General features: G+C 46.8%; 16 protein-coding genes. 10 read left to right on the plus strand and 6 right to left on the minus strand.

Features of this window, described 5'->3' with window-relative positions; genetic code table 11:
* Positions 1 to 7 precede the first annotated feature (7 nt).
* The 3 genes from QUA20_RS19655 to QUA20_RS19665 all read right to left on the minus strand — a co-directional run bounded on the left by QUA20_RS19655 (position 8) and on the right by QUA20_RS19665 (position 6,519).
* Positions 8 to 2,320, minus strand: a complete 2,313-nt coding sequence (locus QUA20_RS19655; protein ID WP_333190748.1) for a DNA phosphorothioation-associated putative methyltransferase — start codon at positions 2,318 to 2,320, stop codon at positions 8 to 10.
* A gap of 228 nt (positions 2,321 to 2,548) precedes the next feature.
* On the minus strand, positions 2,549 to 5,965 hold the full coding sequence (locus tag QUA20_RS19660; protein WP_333190749.1) for a response regulator: 3,417 nt from the start codon (positions 5,963 to 5,965) through the stop codon (positions 2,549 to 2,551).
* Between the two features lie 122 nt (positions 5,966 to 6,087).
* Positions 6,088 to 6,519, minus strand: coding sequence for a response regulator (locus QUA20_RS19665; RefSeq protein ID WP_172188630.1), 432 nt, complete (start codon positions 6,517 to 6,519; stop codon positions 6,088 to 6,090).
* 258 nt (positions 6,520 to 6,777) lie between these two features.
* Here QUA20_RS19665 and purC point away from each other — a divergent pair, with 258 nt between their 5' ends.
* From purC to QUA20_RS19715, 10 genes are all read left to right on the plus strand, one after another.
* Positions 6,778 to 7,506 (plus strand): phosphoribosylaminoimidazolesuccinocarboxamide synthase, encoded by a 729-nt coding sequence (gene purC, locus QUA20_RS19670; RefSeq protein WP_333190750.1) that lies wholly within the window; start codon positions 6,778 to 6,780, stop codon positions 7,504 to 7,506.
* A gap of 184 nt (positions 7,507 to 7,690) precedes the next feature.
* Entirely contained in the window at positions 7,691 to 10,072 is a 2,382-nt protein-coding gene (locus tag QUA20_RS19675) for a BamA/TamA family outer membrane protein (protein ID WP_333190751.1), read from the plus strand.
* Between the two features lie 93 nt (positions 10,073 to 10,165).
* Entirely contained in the window at positions 10,166 to 11,020 is an 855-nt protein-coding gene (gene lpxC, locus QUA20_RS19680; protein ID WP_333190752.1) for a UDP-3-O-acyl-N-acetylglucosamine deacetylase, read from the plus strand.
* A gap of 86 nt (positions 11,021 to 11,106) precedes the next feature.
* Complete coding sequence (gene fabZ / locus QUA20_RS19685; RefSeq protein WP_172188664.1) at positions 11,107 to 11,628, plus strand: 3-hydroxyacyl-ACP dehydratase FabZ; 522 nt, start codon at positions 11,107 to 11,109, stop codon at positions 11,626 to 11,628.
* A gap of 270 nt (positions 11,629 to 11,898) precedes the next feature.
* A complete protein-coding gene (lpxA, locus tag QUA20_RS19690; protein ID WP_172188620.1) occupies positions 11,899 to 12,693 on the plus strand; it encodes an acyl-ACP--UDP-N-acetylglucosamine O-acyltransferase in 795 nt (264 codons plus the stop codon).
* Positions 12,694 to 12,734: 41 nt separating this feature from the next.
* Positions 12,735 to 13,337, plus strand: a complete 603-nt coding sequence (locus tag QUA20_RS19695; RefSeq protein WP_333190753.1) for a Uma2 family endonuclease — start codon at positions 12,735 to 12,737, stop codon at positions 13,335 to 13,337.
* Between the two features lie 9 nt (positions 13,338 to 13,346).
* Positions 13,347 to 14,519, plus strand: coding sequence for a lipid-A-disaccharide synthase (lpxB, locus tag QUA20_RS19700; protein ID WP_333190754.1), 1,173 nt, complete (start codon positions 13,347 to 13,349; stop codon positions 14,517 to 14,519).
* A gap of 23 nt (positions 14,520 to 14,542) precedes the next feature.
* Positions 14,543 to 15,805 (plus strand): DNA cytosine methyltransferase, encoded by a 1,263-nt coding sequence (locus tag QUA20_RS19705; protein ID WP_333190755.1) that lies wholly within the window; start codon positions 14,543 to 14,545, stop codon positions 15,803 to 15,805.
* Positions 15,806 to 16,439: 634 nt separating this feature from the next.
* Positions 16,440 to 16,784, plus strand: coding sequence for a BON domain-containing protein (locus QUA20_RS19710; RefSeq protein WP_333190756.1), 345 nt, complete (start codon positions 16,440 to 16,442; stop codon positions 16,782 to 16,784).
* Between the two features lie 345 nt (positions 16,785 to 17,129).
* On the plus strand, positions 17,130 to 17,501 hold the full coding sequence (locus tag QUA20_RS19715) for a DUF4278 domain-containing protein (protein ID WP_333190757.1): 372 nt from the start codon (positions 17,130 to 17,132) through the stop codon (positions 17,499 to 17,501).
* Positions 17,502 to 17,619: 118 nt separating this feature from the next.
* Here QUA20_RS19715 and QUA20_RS19720 read toward each other — a convergent pair whose 3' ends face one another.
* From QUA20_RS19720 to QUA20_RS19730, 3 genes are all read right to left on the minus strand, one after another.
* Positions 17,620 to 19,767 carry an RtcB family protein gene (locus QUA20_RS19720; RefSeq protein ID WP_333190758.1) on the minus strand — a complete coding sequence of 716 codons (2,148 nt, stop codon included), beginning with the start codon at positions 19,765 to 19,767 and terminating at the stop codon, positions 17,620 to 17,622.
* A gap of 194 nt (positions 19,768 to 19,961) precedes the next feature.
* Complete coding sequence (locus QUA20_RS19725; protein WP_333190759.1) at positions 19,962 to 20,126, minus strand: hypothetical protein; 165 nt, start codon at positions 20,124 to 20,126, stop codon at positions 19,962 to 19,964.
* 28 nt (positions 20,127 to 20,154) lie between these two features.
* On the minus strand, positions 20,155 to 21,285 hold the full coding sequence (locus QUA20_RS19730) for a hypothetical protein (RefSeq protein ID WP_333190760.1): 1,131 nt from the start codon (positions 21,283 to 21,285) through the stop codon (positions 20,155 to 20,157).
* Positions 21,286 to 21,378: the final 93 nt, after the last annotated feature.

Raw genomic sequence — 21,378 nt, forward strand, 5'->3', positions numbered from 1 at the left:
ACAAAGTTCAACTGTCTTGGGCACTAACATTTCCATCCTCTGTACCCTCTGCGCTCTCTGCGGTTTGTTCAATCTTTTCCCCATTAACCTCAATCTTTTTCTGCTGACGTTCCGAGGCAGCTTTTTGCAGCATTTTCAATTTTTCGGGATCGGCATTCGATCGCCAAAACAACTTATGAGCCTTAATTTTAACGCAATTTTCCTCCAAACACTTCACCCATTCCCGATGCTTTTTAACTGCGCCACGATCTAGAATCCCTAATTTTTCTTCTTGGCGAGTGAGTTTCGCAAACTTGTCATAATGGGGATAACTAGCAGTAACAAAAGCTTCTTTTCTAACTAAAATGGGCGGATTGTACACATCAGAATAGTCTTGATAGCTGACAGAAAGGTTGCGCAAATGTATGTGCATAGCTGTGTGGAGGGCTGGATGCGGGTTAGTGTCAAAATCGGGATAAAATAAATAGGAAATTTGAGGTTTGCGAGCGTAAAATTTGATGATTGTCGCGCCGTCAAGTCTGCCAATTGTGCGGTTGGCGCAGCCTTCGTAGAGCCGGAGTAAAGGGTCTAGTTCTTCTAAAGCAGAGACATGAACTGAAAGGGAACCGGGCTGTTTGTAGCCGATCGCACTATCTTCGCAGCAATCTGCAACAATATCAGCTTTGCCCAAACTATATAGCATTAAATCAGCCAAAGTGCAAGCTTTTTGATAATTGTCAAACAAACCTTTGATGTCGTTGCGGATTTGAGCCGGGAGTCGGCGGATTGAAGGTCGATCGCCCAAACCGTTGAGAGCGAGATATACCAGCAAATCCTGGCGGCGCTTGTCGGCGATTGTCTCCCAATCATCCGCATCCGTTGCTTGCAAAATCACTCTCCAAGCGCGATTAAAACTGTGAAATTCCTCCTTAATTGGCGATTCTTCCGCTAATTCGCCTTTAACCGGAAGGCGGCCCCGATCGCTCACAAAAGCCATCAAAGGAGCCAGCATTTCCGCATAATCCTCAAACCGCTTAACTTGCGATCGCACTCTGGGAGTCGATAAGTGCGATCGAAACCGAGAAGCACGAAAACCTTCACCCTCCGCAGCATCCCGAAACACAAAATAAATCCCCAAAGCCACAGGAATTGCATCAACACTCAAAACTTGGTCGATATAAACCTTCAACTCTTCTTGTTCGTAATACTTCTGAAAAGTATTTCGAGAAGTAATAACCCCATCCCCATAAGCAATTTGACCTCTAGCGCTATCATCAATCAAAACTTGAGCCGCTACAACTAATAAATTCTTAGTTAATTCCCAAGCATTCAGCAAAGCTTCTCGGCGTTCCGCCAAAGATTCAATTACATTAATCACATAACCAATATTCACAATATCGGCACAAGTTCGCGGAGTATCCGGCTGATAGTATGGGTCCCAACCAGAAATAGCATAACCCTCTTGTGCAATATATTTAACATCGCCGCCGTAACCGCAACCGTAATCAAAAAAAGTCGTCCCATCGATTGCTAAATCAGCTTCTAAAACCAAACGCAAAGGTTTAGAAAGAGAGTGCCGTACCATCGCAGCTTTGTGTCGCTCGATTTTAGGAATTGAAAGGTCGCTATTCTCCTCTTTCAAACGCTCGACAACAGCATGATCTTGAATTTCCACACCGCAATATCCCAAATATTTGAGCCAACCCTCGCGAGTGCCGATAACGCTAGTATTGTCAAGCAGCCCCCATCCTTCCTCGCTGCGAGTGAGTCGAGAAAACTTTTCGTAATTCGGATAATCCGCAGCTACAAAAGTTTCCTTGCGGTGCAAAACCGGGGGATTTTCGCTGTTGCTGTAATCGAAATATTTAACTTCCCCTGTTTCCAGATTAATTTGGAGGCTGGTTTGCAAAGCAGGGTGAGCATCTGTATCGAAATCAGGGTAAAAAAGATAAGATATTTTAGGTTGATGGAGTGAAAATTTAACTAAAGTTGCTTCATCAATATTTTCGAGAGTGCGTCTGGCACACTTTTCGTAGATTCCGAGGACAGGGTTGAGTGCTTGCAAAGCAGAAACATGAACGTAAAAAGCCGTAGGTAATTTTTTTCCAACCTTGCTTTCCCGACAGCAGCGAGCCACTTTTGCCACCATATTGTCAACACAAAAATCATTAATTTGGTCGGGCGGTGGCGGCACAGCCTTTACATAATCTTGCTCAGAAATTGCCTCGTTTTCATACAATAAAACTTCCCGAGCAAAAATCATCAAAGGGGTTAGCATTTCTCCATTATTTTCTAATGAATCGCTCTCTAAAATAGAGTTGGTACTGGTATCGTAATTCATAGCTAAATTAATTATTTTTTAATTAACCGCAGAGAAAGCAGAGGACACAGAATGAAGGAAGACAGAAAGAATCTATTTTTTAGTTTTTTACAAAAGGAATATAGTTGATGTAGTGGCAATTTCAATTGCCGAATTTATGTCTTAGTCTCTTATAGAGGGACGATACTTAGTGTAGTAGTAGCGATTTTAATCGCCGACGTATCTCCCAACTAAAAACAGACTTAAACATTAACAAAACATTCGAGTTTCCACAAATTCTTGAACCCGGGCTAAATGACTGGACAAACTCACTAAGATGTTCTCAATCTTCTCAATACTTGACAATTTCCCCCCTGATGGTTCAGATTGAATGCCTCGCGCTTGATGCTCCAATTGTGCGGCTAAATCCGACATCAGAGCAACTCCCACATTAGCCGAAGTTCCCTTGAGACGGTGTGCTTGATATTCCACAGTTTGCCAATCTTTAGCTTCTACGGCTCTTTGGGCAGCAGCCACATCAGCTTGCGCGTCTGCCACAAAAGCTTGCAAAAGTCGCTCGGGCAATTTAATATTAACTCGTCCCAGTTGCTCCAATCTGCTCTTGTCGAACAGTCCGTCGCAGTCTCTATCTTCCCAAGTTTGAAGTGCGATCGCCCTTGGTGCCGGCACAGCCACAACCTGCGCTTTTTCCAAAACTTCTGTATAACTTGTTGCTAATTGAGATTTATTTTCCGAATTAATACTTTTAACTCCATACTTATTTTCAAACTGAACATTTCGGGCTTCATACTTTTTCAGCGCCGCTGCCAAAGCATCTAAATCTACAGGTTTGCTGAGATAATCGTCCATCCCCGCCGCCAGACACTTTTCTCGTTCCCCCGGCATAGCATGAGCAGTTAAAGCCATCACAAAAGTATGCCGATCGCTTCCTTCGATTTCCCTCAACTTTTGCGCCGTTTTGTAACCGTCAAGTACGGGCATTTGACAGTCCATCAGCACTAAATCATAGCTTTTTTTTGCCAGCAAATCCAGCGCTTCTTGACCGTTGACCGCGCAGTCAGCGTGATAGCCTAAAACTGCCAACTGTTCGACAAGCACTTGTTGATTGATCGGGTGGTCTTCCGCCAGCAAAATTCTCAAGGATGACGGCGAATTGGGAGTAACATATTGAGAATTAACTGCTGGCAACTTGTAAGTATTAGCAGCCTCCAACCTCCCAAACTCTCTCGTTCCCTTAACCGGTGCCAGCACAGCCTCAAGCAGGCGGCTCGGCCGCACAGGCTCGATCAAATACCCGCTAAAACCGCGACTGCAAAGCGCTTCAGCGTTCGGCTGTTCCCGCAAAGCAGTCATGGCGATTAACGAACCCACTGTCGAGGTAGATCGCACTTCCCTAGCAAATTCCTCAGCATCCAACTCTGGCATTTGCAAGTCCACAAGCACCACATCCCAGCTTTTTTCCCCCTCCCCCGAATGTTGAGAAATCCTGCCCTGGGCCTTGTTCAACCAGCTCAAAGCCTCAGCAGCAGTTTCTGCCTCGTCGCAGCGGGCACCCCAACTTTGAGCGAGCGATCGCACTGCTGCCCTCCTCAAAGCGCTTCCAGAGACTACTAACAGCTTCTTTCCCGCAAGTTCGGGCTCTTGAGGCTCAACTTGCAACTGTTTTTCCAAAGGTACAGTAAACCAAAAAGTCGAACCGCTGCCTAGCAAACTGCGAACTCCAATCTCGCCTCCCATCATCTCCACTAACTGCTTGCAAATAGCCAAACCCAAACCCGTTCCGCCGTAAGGCCTAGTAGGAGAATCGTCTACCTGAGAAAAAGATTGGAACAGCTTAGTTTGCCCTTCTGCCGAAATTCCAATGCCAGTATCCCGCACCGAAAATAGCAATCTTGCCCCTTGTCTACCGTCTGCCAGTCGGTTGCCCTGTTTCACAGTTACGTGAACTAGAACTTGACCGCGATCGGTAAATTTTATGGCATTCCCCGCCAAATTCAGCAAAACTTGCTTCAATCGGCCAGAGTCGCCCACCAACTTTCTCGGCACTGAACTGTCAACTAAAATATTCAATTCAATACCTTTTTCCTCTGCCAAATGCGCTGTCATTTCTATCACCGACTCAACGCAGCTATCCAAATCAAAATCCGCCTTTTCCAGCCGCATTTCTCCAGCTTCAATCTTAGAGAAATCGAGGATATCATTAATAACGTTCAGCAAATGTTCAGCACTGCGGTAAATAGTCTGAGCGCACTCCTGCTGTTTCGGTTCCAGAGTAGCGCGCAGCAGCAATTGAGCCATTGCCAAAACCCCATTCATCGGAGTGCGAATTTCGTGACTCATGTTCGCCAAGAATTGCGACTTCACCCGGCTGGCTTCTAAGGCAGTTTCCCGCGCTTCCACCAACTCATTAATCTTGTCGGCAACCATCACAATTCCCCCCACTTTTTCGTCGGGATCGTACCAAGGATGAGCAGCCCACCGCAGGTACAGAACCGATCCGTCTGCTCGTTCCCAGGCATCTTCGCTCACAGACACTACCTGGCCTTTGAGCACTTCTTGATACATGGCTTTCCAGCGATTTGGCGTATCTGGAAACAATTCGTAATGGCTGAGATTATTTAGGGAGGGCAACTCCAAATTAAATTGACTAACCCATTTTTTAGAGTTAGCCATATAGCGCATTTGTGTATCGAACATCGCCATTGCTACAGGCACGCAAGTAATAATTTGTCTCAGTTGCTGCCGTTCCCTTTCCAGAGCATCTTCCGCCTGTTTGCGCTCAGTAATATCGCTAATCATACCGGCCATTCGCAGCGGTTTTCCATGATAATTCCGCTGAGCTTTTCCCTGAGAAGTGCAGTAGCGGTAAAAACCCGAAGAGTGCAGCAGGCGAAACTCTACATTATAGTCTATTTCTTGTTCCAAGTGAGCGGCGATCGCCCGGACGATGCCGTCCTTGTCCTCGGGGTGCAGGCGGTTGTAGAGAGCTTCCATAGTCCTGCCAAATTGCTCTCGCGACAAACCGATAATTTCCAAAAGGCGATCGTTCCAATAAACCTCATTTTTACTTAAATCCCAATCCCAAATTCCGTCGTTCACTCCCTCTAAAACTAACCTGTACCGTTCCTCGCTTTCCTTAAGTTTTTGGCTGGTATGAAAAGCCTGAGATTCGGCGCGGTAAACGCGCATAGCATTATACAAACTGCGGGATAAACTCTCGGGAGAAAGCTTGTTTTTAGCGATATAATCAGAAGCTCCAGCCTTCATCAATTCCACAGCAATTTGTTCGTCGCCTTGACCTGTTAGGACAATTAAGGGAACTTTTAGCCCAGCTTCCCGTAGGTTTTGTACCAAACTCAGTCCGTCTCCGTCCGGCAATCCGTAGTCGAGGAATACGCAGTCAAATTCGCACTCAAATATCTGATTTAATAGCAGGCCGTTTTCTGTCTCCTCAACCTCGCTTAAATGTTGAGATTTATTTTGTTTGGATAGTTTCGCCCCTACCTGGGTAGAATTTTTACTTACCGAGAGTTTTGCCAGGGTATCGGCACAGTTTTCTGCTTCAATAACTTCTGCCGAAACGCCTGCCGACTTGAGCGAGCGTTTGACCGCCATCCGATCGACTGCATCGTCATCAACAATCAGAATTTTGATAAGTTTGTCCATAACAACCGAATTGTGGATTACTCCGAAAAAGCTGCGGTCTACAAAAAGTAATTAAAATAAATGCACCGCTGAAAAATCACCAAAGCTACCTTGAAAAATTTCCTGTTAAAATTTATGTTAATTTAGGGAATTTCGCTTAGCATCCAGTATCTATTGAGGGTAGCCATAACTTCCACGAAATTAGAAAAAGTGACAGGTTTAAGAATATAGCCCGCTACATTCAAATTATAAGCTTCTACTTTATCTCTATCTTCATTAGAAGTTGTGAGGACGATCACCGGAATCGACCTCAAACATTCATCCAGTCGCAATTCTCGCAAAAACTCGATCCCGTTCATTCTCGGCATATTTAAGTCCAGCAGAATTAACCGGCGCGCTTGAGGCATTGCAGGCTCGATTTTCCCTTCTCCGCGCAATATAGACAGAGCTTCTAATCCGTTGGCTGCCATGTAGAGAGGGTTAACGATGTTATTTTTTTTGAACGCTCGCCGGACGTTCATTACATCAACCTCATCATCTTCAACCAAGAGGATATGAATTTTTTTGTCTTCCATAAATTAGTCACTTTGCAGATGTTTTGTAAGCATCAGTCTCGTTGGCGAGGTCGATCGCGCACCGATCGCGAACCCAGCAAGTCTCATCTCTATTGTCCTTTGTCAAGAATCATTTATGCCTCAGCCGATCGCGGTATCTACCTGCAGGGGTACTCGCCCGTCCGGGGCCTAAGTGGAGCAGCCGAGATCCAAAAACTCGCCAATAACGCCCGATCGAGCTACTGTAAAATCTAAAACTTATCTACATTATTAATCGCCATGTCAGCCGATCGCAAACTCTACGAAGGCAAAGCCAAAATCCTGTACTCCACCGAAGACAGCGAAATTTTGCTGACCCACTTCAAAGACGACGCCACAGCCTTTAACGCCCAGAAACGCGGCAGCATCGTCGGCAAAGGCGAAATCAACTGCGCCGTATCCGCGCACCTGTTTCGGATGCTAGAAGCCAAAGGCATTCCCACACACTTCATCGACACGCCGGCCCCCAACCAAATGCGAGTCTGTCGCGTCCAAATCTTGCCCTTGGAAGTCGTAGTCAGAAATATTGCCGCCGGCAGTCTTTGCAAGCAAACAGGACTCGCCCTAGGCACAATTGTCAATCCGCCGCTGGTGGAATTTTATTACAAAAATGACGATTTGGGAGACCCGCTACTGACCCGCGGCAGAATCCAGTTAATGCAGCTAGCTACCCCCGAACAAGTAGACCAACTAGAAATCGCCGCCCGCGAAATTAACGAAATACTCAAAGAATTTTTCACCGAGTGCGACATCACCCTAGTAGACTTCAAACTAGAATTCGGTATCGACCAACATCAAAATCTGATCCTCGCCGACGAAATCAGTCCCGACACGTGCCGCCTCTGGGACAACACAGAAACTGACCCCGATGCCCGTGTTATGGATAAAGACCGATTCCGGCGCGACTTGGGATCGGTAGAAAGTGCTTACCAGCAAGTTCTCCAGCGGGTTTTAGCTCAGAAAGTTTAGAGGCCTTAACAATGCGCTAAAATTGCACAGTTTGTCACCCTTCTGCTTTCGATGTCAGCAATCAGCGGTCAACAGTCATCAATTAGCGGTCAGCGCGAAATTCAACCGACTTATATAACTAATGACTAAGACTAATGAATAATGACTAATGTGGTGTGTTGATTGCCCAAAAAAGTGAACAAAAATGCGTTTATCTGCTGTATTGGTGGCAGTTTTTACTGCCTCAGCAACATTCGGGTTATCAAATTCGGCAAACGGCCAAACATCCTACTCTGAATCAGCAGAGGAAGCTTTGGCTGCCGTTCCGCCCGCCCCGTCGATCGAATTACCCGATCGCCCCATTCCAGAATTAACCCAAAATCCTCCTCAAAACCGCAAAGCCGCTAAAACCAGCAAAGCCGAAGCCCTAAAAATAGCGGCGGCCCCTGACAGAGGAGAGAACGACCGCAAACCCCCAGACCGATTCACAGACCCGGCCTCCCCGGTTTCGCCTTCCTTGCTTCAACTCAAACCCGAGCTAGCATCCAACCCCTCCCCTGCCTCTAGCAGCCAAAACGCCTTGGCAGAGGCGCAACAGGGCAGCCCGCTCCCCCCATCGGAAGCGGCTGTAACGCCCGCCTGGATCGCAGCAGAGCTAGGGAAACCAGAGGAATCAGGGGCGATCGCTCAAAACGCCCCAGTTCCCCCCAGACCGGCCCCGACCAGACCGCCCGCCAACACCGTTCCTCCATTGCCCCCAGGCCCAGCACCGCAGCCCAGACCAACCCCCGCACCCGCCGGGGCGGCCGAACCCCAAGTGCTAGTTGCAGAAGTTACCGTCACCGGGGCGACGGGAGACTTGGAACGCGAGATTTACCGAGTCATCAGCACCCAACCGGGACGCACGACCAACCGCACCCAACTGCAACAAGACATCAACGCCATTTTTGCCACGGGCTTTTTCAGAAACGTGCGGGCAGTACCCGAAGACACCCCGTTGGGCGTCCGGGTGACTTTTATTGTGCAGGCAAATCCGGTGCTGCGGGGAGTGACAATCACCGGCCAGCAAGTGCTGCCCCAAAGCGTAATTGACGAAAGCTTCCGCGATCAGTACGGCCAAATTCTCAACCTCCGCCGCTTTGAGGAGGGAGTGAAAAAAATTAATGCGTGGTACCAAGAGAACGGCTATGTTTTGGGCCAAATCACTGATGCCCCGCAAGTAGGAGAGGACGGCACAGTCACCCTGGTAGTGGCAGAAGGCCAGATCGAATCCGTTGATGTCCGCTTCCTGAACAAGGAGGGAGAGGCAACGGATGCCACGGGTCAGCCGATCGGAGGCAACACCCGCCGCTTTGTCGTCACCCGCGAAGTAGAACTCAAGCCCGGAGACATCTTTAACCGCACCAAGGCGGAAAGAGATTTGAGACGGGTGTTTGGTTTGGGAATTTTTGAAGACGTGCGGCTTGCCTTGGAACCGGGAACGACTGACCCCCGCAAGGCAAGGGTAATTGTCAACGTCATCGAGAAAAATACTGGTTCTCTGGCTGCTGGTGCGGGTTTGAGTTCCGCGACGGGTTTGTTCGGTACGCTGAGTTACCAGCAGCAAAACTTGGGCGGTAGGAACCAGAAGTTGGGCGCTGAAGTACAAATCGGCGAACGCCAAACGCTGTTTGACCTGAGTTTTACTGACCCCTGGATTTCGGGCGATCCTTACCGCACTTCTTTCACCGCTAATGTTTTTAGAAGACGATCGATCAGCGTGATTTTTGACGGCGGCGAACGGGAAGTCAGATTGCCCAACGAGGATCGACCCCGCATCGTTCGCACCGGTGGCGGCATCAATTTCACCCGTCCCCTGTCGCGCAATCCTTTTGCCGATTCTGAGTGGACTGCTTCACTCGGTTTGCAGTACCAGCGAGTCTCAATTACCGATCGCAAAGGCCGTCGCGAATCCGAGGACGAACTCGGCAACCAGTTGAGTTTTAGCGATTCCGGCTCCGACGACTTGACAACACTGCAAGCAGGTGTTGTGCGCGATCGGCGCAACGACGCCCTCCGCCCCACTAGCGGTTCTTTGCTCAGGTTTGGGGTGGAACAATCGATTCCTGTAGGTTCCGGCAGCATCCTGTTAAACCGCCTGCGGGCCAGCTACAGCTTTTACCTACCAGTCAGGTACACTAACTTTGCCTCCGGCCCTCAAACCCTGGCATTCAGTTTTAGAGGCGGCACCGTATTCGGAGATTTGCCTCCCTACGAAGCCTTTGCCTTGGGCGGCGCCAACTCGGTGCGCGGATACGACGAAGGCGACCTGGGAGCCGGTCGCAGCTTCCTAGAAGCCAGCGTTGAGTACCGTTTCCCGATTATTTCGTTTATCGGCGGAGCGCTATTTTTGGATGCGGGCACCGACTTGGGCACGGGCAAAAATGTCCCGGGCGACCCGGCCGGTATCCGCGAAAAGCCCGGTAGCGGTTACGGTTACGGCCTCGGCGTGCGGATTCAATCTCCTTTAGGGCCAATCCGGATCGATTACGGTATCAACGACACCGGCGACAATCAAATTCACTTTGGGATTGGTGAGCGATTCTAAGGAAAGCAGTTGATAGTTGGCAGTTGGCAGTTGGCAGTTGACTACTGACTACTGACTACTGACTACTGACTACTAACTAATGACTAATTACTAATGACTCAACGTACCTTAAAATCTGAATTTGAACTGTCGGGAATCGGTTTGCACAGCGGCGAACAAACTCGCGTCCGAGTTTTGCCTGCTGCGGTTGGGGAAGGTCGCTATTTTGTCAGAATAGACTTGCCCGGTGCTCCAATAATTCCTGCAAAAATTGATGCGGTTTGTCAGACTGCACTTTCAACTGAACTGGCAGGTATCGAGGCTCAAATTCGCACTGTAGAGCATCTATTAGCCGCTTTGGCGGGGATGGGAGCGGATAATGCTCGAATTGAGGTTGATGGGCCGGAATTGCCGCTGCTGGACGGTTCGGCTCTGGTTTGGGTAGAGGCGATCGCCCGTACCGGCTTAGTTCCTCAAGAACCGAAGCAAGACCCCACATCCTCCTGCGTCCTAGAACAGCCTATTTGGGTGCGTCACGGGGATGCTTTTGCAGCGGCTTTACCGTCAGTCGAAACTCGCTTTAGTTACGGAATTGATTTTGAAGAACAGGCGATCGGCAATCAATGGTACAGTTGGTCGCCAGAGGCAGAAAGTTTTGCTAGCGCGATCGCCCCAGCCCGCACTTTTGGACTTGCCCGCCAAGTTGACCAATTGCGACAAGCAGGTTTGATCAAAGGTGGTACCCTAGAAAACGCCCTAGTTTGCGATCGATCCGGCTGGCTCAACCCGCCTTTGAGATTTGCCAACGAACCGGTGCGCCATAAAATCTTAGACTTAGTAGGCGACCTCAGCCTGCTGGGAACTTGGCCAAAAGCTCACTACTTGGCTTACAAAGCCAGTCACAACTTGCACGTCCAACTCGCCTTAGCACTGAAATCCCAAGCTTGGGCCGTGAAGGAGACAAGTTAGAAAAGGTGGCAGCCAAGTCACCGTTACAATTCACAACCCAAGACGCGATCCCTCGCGTTTCTACCACACTCAAAAGTCTTCAAGCAATGTCCACGCTGACTGAAGTTAACACCCTCAATACTGCTAATTCTGAATCCGTTCCCACCGAAAACGGTGAGGATTCTCCAGCGGTTAAATCTACTTTTACTCTCGAAGAAATTCAGAAATTATTGCCTCATCGCTATCCTTTTGCACTGGTTGACAAGATTGTTGATTACGTGCCGTCCGAGAGGGCTGTAGGAATTAAAAATGTGACTTTCAACGAACCGCATTTTCAAGGGCATTTTCCCGGACGGCCGATTATGCCGGGGGTATTAATTGTTGAAGCGATGGCTCAAGTTGGCGGTATGGTTCTGGCTCAGTTGCCCGACATTGAGCAAGGATTGTGGATGTTTACGGGAATTGATAAAGTCAAATTCCGCCGTCAGGTTGTACCGGGCGATCAGTTGCTGATGACTGTAGAATTGCTGTGGGTAAAACGCCGTCGCTTCGCAAAAATTCAGGCTCTGGCTGAAGTAGACGGACAAAAAGTTTGTGAAGGAGAATTGATGTTTTCGATGGTAGATTAAATTGGGGAATTGGTGAGGGCTTGCGCGTAGTTTTGAGTTGTGAGTTTTGAATTTCAATTAAAACCGCGAAGCGTTCCGAGGAACGAAGTAATCTTAAAATTTGAAAAATTCCCTCTTCCCTCTTCCTTCTTCCCTCTTCCTTCTTCCTTCTTCCTTCTTCCTTCTTCCTTCTTCCGTCAACATCCATCCGTTAAATCCGTTAAATCGGTTCAATCCCTTACACTGCGCCTTGCCAAACTTCCTTCCCACTTACCAGCAAAAAACAGACAAATGCTTACTTTGATTCACCCAACTGCTGTGATTCATCCCGGTGCTGAACTTCACCCGACTGTAGAAGTGGGAGCTTATGCTGTAATTGGAGAAAGAGTGAAAATCGGGCCGGAGACTAAGATTGGTGCTCATGCAATTATCGACGGGCTAACAGAAATAGGTGCTCGAAATCAAATTTTCCCCGGTGCGGCGATTGGTTTGGAACCTCAAGATTTGAAATACGAGGGTTCTCAGACTAGGGTGAAAATTGGCGACAGCAATCAGATTCGGGAATACGTGACAATTAACCGCGCTACTGGAGCGGGGGAAAGCACGACAATTGGCAATCATAATCTATTGATGGCTTATGTTCATGTGGGGCACAATTGCGCGATCGCCGATCGAGTAATTATCGCGAATGCTGTAGCCTTAGCCGGACACGTTAAAATCGAGTCTCAAGCCAGATTGAGCGGTGTTTTGGGCGTTCATCAGTTTGTCCACATCGGCCGCTTGTCTATGGTGGGCGGCTTGAGCAGGATCGATCGAGATGTGCCTCCTTATATGCTAGTCGAGGGGAATCCTTCGAGAGTGCGAGCAATCAACAAAATAGGCCTCGAACGCGCAGGTTTTACCGCAGAAGATTTGCTAGTTTTGAAGAAAAGTTTTCGTATTTTATACCGTTCTGGCTACACTCTAAATCAAGCTTTGGAAGAGTTGGATTTGTTGCAGGAAAACCCCCATTTGCAGCACCTGCGGAGATTTGTGCAGCAGTCTATAACGAAAGGGCGGCGCGGTTTGATTCCAGGCAAGAAGTGAATGAGGTAGAATAAACCTATGAACTAAGCGACTGTTGCCCTATGAATGTATATACTTCAGTCAAATCTACATCTCCTGAAACAGAACAAGATGGCTGCATTAGGTTCTCAGATGTTAGTTGGCAGCAATTTGAAGCGATAGAAGCAGCTTTTAAAGATGTCAGAGGTGTGAAGTTTTTCTATCTCGATAAAAGACTGCAAATTATGACTGTCTCGCCCGAACACGAAATAATCAAGAAAACTCTCTGTATGCTCCTAGAGGCATATATGAGAGCAAATGGGATTCGATTTTACGGCAAGGGCGGGCCGACTCTGGGTGACAGAGAATTAGGCGGTAGAAAAGAGCCGGATGATTCCTATGATATAGGAACCCAAAAAATAGTCCCAGATATTGCTATTGAAGTCGTAATTACCAGTGGCGGGATAAATACTCTAGAGTTCTACAAAAGATTGGGCGTTCGGGAAGTCTGGTTTTGGCAAAATAGTCAGTTATCTCTCTATTACTTAACAGGTGAAAATTATGAGCAGGTGGCCAGGAGTACATTCCTTCCCGATCTAGACTTAGAATTACTCCTACGCTGTGCTAATATGCCCGATCAATATGATGCTGTTACCGAGTTATTAGCAAACATCTCACCTGTTTAAAGTCAGAATATGAAAATTTTTATTAGCACTGGTGAGGTTTCTGGCGATTTGCAAGGATCTTTGTTAGTTGCAGCCTTAAAACGTCACGCTGTCGCCGCTGGTTTGGAGTTAGAAATAACAGGATTGGGCGGCCCTCGTATGGCAGAAGCTGGGGCTACTATTTTAGGCGATACTGCGGGCATTGGTTCTATGGGTCTTATAGAATCTGTACCCTATATTTGGCCGACGATTAAAGTTCAGCAAAAAGCTAAACAATATCTCAAAAACTTCCCCCCCGATGCTGTTGTATTGATTGATTATTTGACTCCAAATCTCGGCATTGGCAGCTACATCCGCCGCTGTTTGCCGGATTTGCCGGTGGTTTGGTACATCGCACCTCAAGAATGGGTTTGGTCGATTTCTCCTCGCAATACCGATCTGATTGTCAATATTTGCGACAAACTTTTGGCAATTTTCCCCGAAGAAGCTTGTTATTATCAAAAAAAAGGAGCCGAAGTTAGTTGGGTTGGGCATCCTTTGGTGGATAGAATGCAGTCTGCGCCCAGCCGGGAAGTTGCCCGCAAAACTTTGGGAATTGAGCCGGAACAGGTGTCGATCGCCCTAATTCCCGCTTCCAGACACCAAGAACTCAAGTACCTGATGCCGGTTATATTTGAGGCCGCTCAAATTATTCAAGCTAAATTGCCGGAAGTTCATTTTTGGATTCCGCTTGCTAACAAAGCTTTCCGCAGCAAAATCGAACAGGCGATCGAGAATTACGGTTTGCGGGCTACTTTGTTAGAAAATCAAACTCTGGAAATCTTGGCGGCTGCGGATCTGGCGATCGCTAAATCTGGTACTGTTAATCTGGAGCTAGCTTTGCTCGACGTTCCGCAAGTTGTCGCCTACCGCGTCAGTCTGATTACGGCGATTATTGCTCGCCACGTCCTGAAATTTTCGATTCCTTTTATGTCTCCGCCCAATTTGGTGCAAATGAAGCCGATCGTCCCAGAGTTGCTGCAAGACGAGGCGACTGCGGAAAATATAGTGAACCACGCACTGGAATTGCTGCAAAATGCCGATCGACGCCAGCAAACTTTGGCAGGTTATCGGGAAATGCGCGAAAGTCTCGGAGATGTGGGTGTGTGCGATCGGGCCGCTGCGGAAATAATGAAAAATGTTAAATTAAATACAGCAAATTAAAGCAACTTTGTTATTGAAATGTTATGCCAAGCAATCGGAAAAAGCGACCGATCGCTGTTGATTTATTTGCAGGCGCGGGCGGCATGACACTGGGCTTTGAACAAGCAGGTTTTGACGTACTTGCATCAGTCGAAATTGACCCAATTCACTGCGCTACACACGAGTTTAATTTCCCGCTGTGCTCTATTGTGTGCAAAGATGTCGCAGACCTTACGGGATCGGAAATTCGGAAAAAATCGGCGATCGGCCGGCGCGATATAGACGTAGTAATCAGCGGTTCGCCCTGTCAAGGATTCTCTATGATGGGCAAGCGCGATGTGGACGACCCGCGAAATTCTCTAATTTTTCACTTTCAGCGCTTAGTTTTGGAACTCAAACCGAAGTTTTTCGTAATGGAAAATGTGCCGGGGATTGCATCAGGAGAACACAAAGAACTCCTGAATGTTTTAATTAGCTCTTTTCTGAAACGTGGTTATAAAGTAGAAGAAAATTATCAAGTTCTCAACGCTGTTTACTATGGAGTGCCGCAAGCTCGCAAACGATTGTTTTTGATTGGGTGCAAAGAAGGTTATGAGCTACCCAAATACCCTCAGCCAACGACTGTACTGCCAAAAATTAAAATTCCTAAACGCTATAAAAAAATTAATTTACCTGCTGTCCCGACAGTTTGGGATGCGATTGGAGATTTGCCGGATGTGGAAAAGTACAGCGAGTTGCTGCACCGAGATTGGGTGATGGCGGAGTACGGAAAGTGCAGCACTTATGCGAGTATAATGCGCGGAATTGATGGTTTGGATGATGATTATTCCTACGATCGCGAGTACGATCGACAAATCCTCTCTTGTAGTTTGCGAACTAAACATTCTCTGGAATGTATGGAAAGGTTTCATGCTGCCAAACACGGCGAAAAAGAGCCGATCAGCCGTTTTTACAAGCTTCACCCCGACGGAGTTTGCAACACTCTCAGGGCGGGAACCGACAGGGCGAGGGGGGCTTATACTTCGCCGAGGCCGATTCACCCGATCGCGCCTCGGTGCATTACCGTCAGAGAAGCTGCGCGGCTGCATTCCTATCCTGACTGGTTTAGATTTCACGTCACAAAATGGCACGGTTTTCGCCAAGTCGGAAATTCTGTACCGCCGCTATTGGCGAAAGCTGTAGCAGCCCAGATTATTAGCGCTTTGGGCGTGACAGCAATTAAGCCGAATCTCAAGCTCAAATGGGGAGATGATTCGTTGCTTAAACTGAATTGGTCGGAAGCAGAACACTATTATCTAAAAAGTTAAGCATGAGATTTAACTATCTCTAATTGGGAATTGGTGAGTAGTAATTGGGACTTGAGAATTGCAGTCCTGGACGCATCGGGACCCTGAAACCGGGTTTTTTACCTTGGGTGCGGTCTACAACGCGTATTTTCGTAAAAAAACCCGGTTTCTAAACAATCGTGCGTCAGTCCTAAATTGGTAATTGCTAATTGCTAGTTGGTAAACAAGTAGTGATTTTTGCCTTTCATCTGCTTTTACAGACCGGGTTAGATCAAATCGCATCACTACTTATGCAGGACTACCCCCAATTAAGCGCGGGCTACCGTCCCCTGTATCAGTGGGCACAGTTCGATGACCGGCACGAGATGTCCCCCGGTAATTAAACAAACCGGGAATGTATTCCGGCCCATTGTGCAGTTTTTTAAGGTGACCGTGGGGCAACTATTTCGACTACGCCTCTGCTATCCAAGGCGTAGCGATCGTCCTATACATCAAATAGCAACATCAACATCTAGATACTATTTAAGATTTTAGATTGTGAAAGTCTCCCGATAAAACATTTTGATAAATTTCGCTGAGTTTTGCAACAATTACGAGTCTTTTGGAATTCTAGAGCTATCGTGTAAAAAGTGTATTTTCAGGAGACTCAACTACTATGGGTTGGTTTAAAAGACTGTTCGGACTCGAAAAGCCTGAAGCCCCGGCTGAACCGATGGCACAAGTAGTACAGCAAGCTGCCCAAACGCAATCTATCGCTCCTGCTAAAGTCGGCCCAGACGGAAATTTTGACGAAAGTGGCTTAGCGAAGCGGGTTGCTTTAGCTTTTGACGGCGATGCCGAAGTTGCTGATATCGATACTGTTCATGTGGCTCAGCTCAGCAGCACGGTTGTTCTCAAAGGTCAAGTTCCGACTCAGGAAATTCTCGACAAGTTGGTGGCGATCGCCTCTGCTGAAGAAGGCGCAACAAACGTGCAAACCGATCAGGTGACAGTCGGCTAGAGCCTATTGGCTCACCTCTGCGATCCCTCCTCGCTTCCCTGTTTAAGGGGAGTTGAGAGGGGATGCCAGAGGCTGGTCAAAGCTGGGAAACTAGATCTCGAAAGTTTTTTAGCCATAACTTAGTTGCTGGAGTCGATCGAACTTGACCGCCAGCAAACCTTGAGATCCCGCTGTAGCGGGCTTTTTTGTGCGCTCTGACCGTGAAAATATTAATTTTTTTTAACTTGACTGGTTATTTGGTTAAATGGTAAAATAGAATACAGAAAGTAAAAAATTTTTACTGACTAAAAAGCAAACCTGACCTGACTGCCCATTTTATCTCCATACATATAAGGATCAAAAAATATGAAACTTACTTATCGCGGCGTAAACTACGAGTACGACATTCCGACAGTAGATATGATCGAAGGCGAAGTCGCGGGCAAATATCGGGGCCAAAACTGGAACTACCGCTATCCGAGACACATTCCGGTGCCCCAAAAATCCGGCGGCCCAAACTATACCACAAAGGGAGATTCTCAAGCTGGCGATCGGGATGTCGCCGCAGCTAGCGCCCCAGCGGCGGTTAATTCTTACCCAACTGTTGTGGAAGTGGCGCAAGTCCACCGGGCGAATATTTGCAATATTCTCGATCGCAGAACGCAAGCAGCCAAAGCCAATGGCGATGAAAGACTCCTGCGCTTGCTAGAAATTGAGTGGAGACAGATGGTCTGTTAGAGAAAAGCTTCAGAAAACAAAGCGTTTGTCAAGAGGGGGAAATCGAGTTAAGCTCAATTTCCCCCTCTTCCCATACAGCACTTGTCAGATAGGTGAAGTACAAATAAACCAGTTTCTGTCACCCCTTGACACAAACAACCTGCTTCAAAGTCGCCACAACTTCCACCAAATCCGACTGCTGACTCATCACTTCGTCAATCGGCTTATAAGCCCCCGGAATTTCATCTAAAAATTGCTCATCTTTGCGGCACTCAACCCCCTCAGTCTGCCGCACCAAATCATCCAGAGTGAATACATTTTTAGCTTGAGTGCGAGACATCAAGCGCCCCGCACCGTGACTGCAACTACAGTAACTTTCAGCATTTCCCTTCCCTTTAACAATGAAAGACTTCGCCCCCATAGAACCCGGAATAATCCCGTAATCATCTACATCCGCGCGCACGGCACCCTTGCGAGTCACATACACATCTTCCCCAAAATGCACCTCTTTTTCCGCATAATTGTGGTGGCAATTCACCTCTAATAACGGCTTAACAGATTTGCCTCCCGCGACGTGCTTTTCCACAATTCGCTTAAACCGATTCATCATTACATCGCGATTAAAACGAGCATAATCTTGCGCCCACTGCAAATCGTGCCAGTAAGCAGCAAACTCCCGCGTACCCGCTACAAAATAAGCCAAATCTTTGTCAGCCAAACTAATTTCTGCCAGTTTAGCTAAGTCTTTAGCAGTCTCGATGTGCTGCTGTGCTAGCAAGTTTCCAATGCCGCGAGAACCAGAGTGCAGCATCAGCCAAACAAAGTTTTCACTATCAACGCAAACCTCAATAAAATGATTGCCACCGCCGAGGGAACCCATTTGTTTTAAGGCTTTATTGTTTTGATGCTGCACACCTTGATGAAGTTCCTTAAATTCACCCCATTTTTGCCAGTTAGTGACAGTTTTTTCTACTTCTTTATTTTCCGCCAATCCCACAGGAATTGCCGCTTCGATATCGAGTCTAATTTGTTTGAGTTTGCCTTCTAATTTGTTGGCGGTGAAAGGCATTTTCACCGCCATCATACCGCAGTTATGGACAAATACTCCCGCAGTTAACGCAAAGTTGCCGTATTCGGGAACTGTTAGGCAATAGACATCTTCCTTTTCAACTAAAGGAATAATATCAACTACTTTGTGGTTGTAGCCGTGCTGATTTTTTCTGTGGTTGTGAAGTCCGATAGGGGTTTTAATTTTATCTCCACAAGTCTCACAAGTGTATAGCCGATTAGCAAGTTCTTTACTCTTTGCTTTACCCTTTTCACTCTGATTGTAATTAATTAAATACTGCTTTCCTCGTTCGCCATTTGCGGCAACTGACTCTTTGAAGTGTTCGGGGCTATCCTCCATATACTTAAGGATGTTTTTCGTTCCGCGTTCGGCGTAATACCTGTGTCCGTCTGAGGTTTGAGCTTTATTAGCTAGGGCTTGCTTTCTTTTGTGTTCAAATTCCAGGGATTGCCAATGGGTATTTCTATCAACTAATGAGCGGTGATAGGCAGAATGGTCGTTATTACCCATGAATTCTAAATTTTCTGGTCTATTATCTGTGGCATCAAAGTTTTTGTGATGAATCACAGTTCTCTGATTGTGGAAAGATGGTATGTCTCCTAACAAACCAGAACGAGCAATCATCCAATGAGCTTTTTGCCATCTACCTGAATAATTTTGCTGTACTAAGGTATACCCATCCTTATCTATTTGGGAATAAAAAGGCATCAATGACGTTCCTGTTGTCAAATCCCGCGCTTCTCGGTATTCACCATTCCGCAACATGAATTGATGATCGGGAGTGCATTTGATTTCTTCTCCATTATCCAGTACCACTTTAACCAGTTCGGCATTTTTTCTAGTTAATTTGGCTGTAGCCTTAGCAGCAACAATTCTGCCTGTTGCTGTACAGGAGTAGATCGAAAATTCTTTTTCACTCCTAGCCAATTCCCCGATCGCATAAGATTTGCCATCAACTAGAGGAATTTGTGTATCATCAGTAAAGCAACCAATATCAACGCCCACAGCAGCGGGAATAATCGCTTCTTTTGTGGCAATTACGGAACCGACTAAAGCACCTTTTCCTAAATGTACGTCGGGCATTAGTGCGACGTGTTTGAATACAAAGGGCAAAGATGCTACGTTTGCGGCCATCTTGGTCTCTTTTTCGCCTAGGGCGTGATTTGCCCAAGATAGCACGGGTTTTGGGGTTGATATGTCTAATTTTTCGTAGGGCATTTTTGTTTAAGTTTGTTTTGCTAATTTTTGTGTATTACATATTGTAACATACACAATTTATGATGTCAAATACACCTGACAGACTAATTCTCGTAGGGTGCGTCATATCAATTCCGGTTTCATGAGCGAGATGATAGCCAACGGAGGACACGGCAATGCCGTTTCCCTACTCCAAAATAATCATCAGCACTCCATCAGAGATTTAAATATCGCCCGATTAATTGTAGGGAAACGGCACTGGTGTCCTGATTGTGGGTAATGTTAATTCCGATGCCACCGGATTTGATATCAGTCGCGTTAGGGGCGGGCAGGATGCCCACCCCACAATAAAACTGATTCTTTCTTTGTGGAACAGGCATCTTGCCTGTTCTTAAAAATTGAAAATCCTTAAGAAATACCTAAAGATTGAATGAATAATTTACTGTAGGGTGCGGATTCTTGTACCTTCGTCAGCGAACCAAACAGCTCTTTTCCCCCGAAGATAACTAATGTCTTCTGTTTAGAGTCAGGTTTTTGACTCGGCAGTTGTGAGTGAACCGACACAATGCTATCTGAATCAAAACGATAGAAATGGTGCAAATCACCGCAAAGCTGTTCTTTAAGCTCCTTAAGAGTAGGATAAAGTTCTTTACACGGACGCGGTTCGTGACCAATTAAAATAAGTTCATCTGATATCTCCATTTTGTCAATATCGATGAGGTACATTCTCCCATTACCAGTGTTAATTAGAACGCGCTCGTCCGATAGGTAGCACATATGATACCCAAAACCGTCATCCGCATCAGGCCAAGGCCATTCGCATATTCCAATTAGATTGCAGTCAGGAAAACTTAATCGGCTGAGTTGTCGTTCACAACTATTGAGAACCAAAAATTCGCCACCAGCAGGATGAAATTCTGGGGGCCCTGTTACATCGGGAAACGGAATCTCCACGCCGTGAATTGTCACACCATCATCATAAAGCCAGTAGATTTGCTGTCCGTTCTGACCGGAAGCAGCCCAAAGAGCTAACATTTGATTTTCTGGGTGCGGGCAAAACGAAAAGGTACTGCCACCAAAAGGGTCTTTGAGCAAAAACTTTCGCTGGATTTGCCATGAATTGGTATCGCGAATTTGAATTTCGACTTCCTCGAACCCAATTACTTTCATGCACCAAAAACGCACGCCGTCTGTATCAAACCAGCAGTCCTGAAATCCATTATCGTTATACAAATATGAAACTTTAACAGGAGGGTTAGGTAGTTGTTCTTCAAAAACTAGCTGGTTTTCTGCTGTCACAATTGCTAAATGATTGCCATTTGCCATAATTGCTGCCAGCAAATCGCCTTTGGGACTTAGGGCTAAACAGCTAATTTCATCGGGAAGGTGGTATTCGTATTTTGGCGACAAGTTGCGATCGACTAAAGTGACTTTTTTGCGATCGCCACTGACAATCGTCGCCCACTCGGAATTAATGGGTTGATTTATGTATGAGAACGAGCAGTCAATTTGTCTTTCATATTTTGGTAAAATCAGCATCAAGATATTTAGATATGCTGCGTAGATAGGCTCTATTTTAACTAAAATCTTGCACCATTCTCAATAATCCTTTCAGGGCGGGCAGGATGCCCA

Origin of the sequence: Microcoleus sp. Pol7_A1, assembly GCF_036701085.1 — a bacterium.
GTDB lineage: Bacteria > Cyanobacteriota > Cyanobacteriia > Cyanobacteriales > Microcoleaceae > Microcoleus > Microcoleus asticus.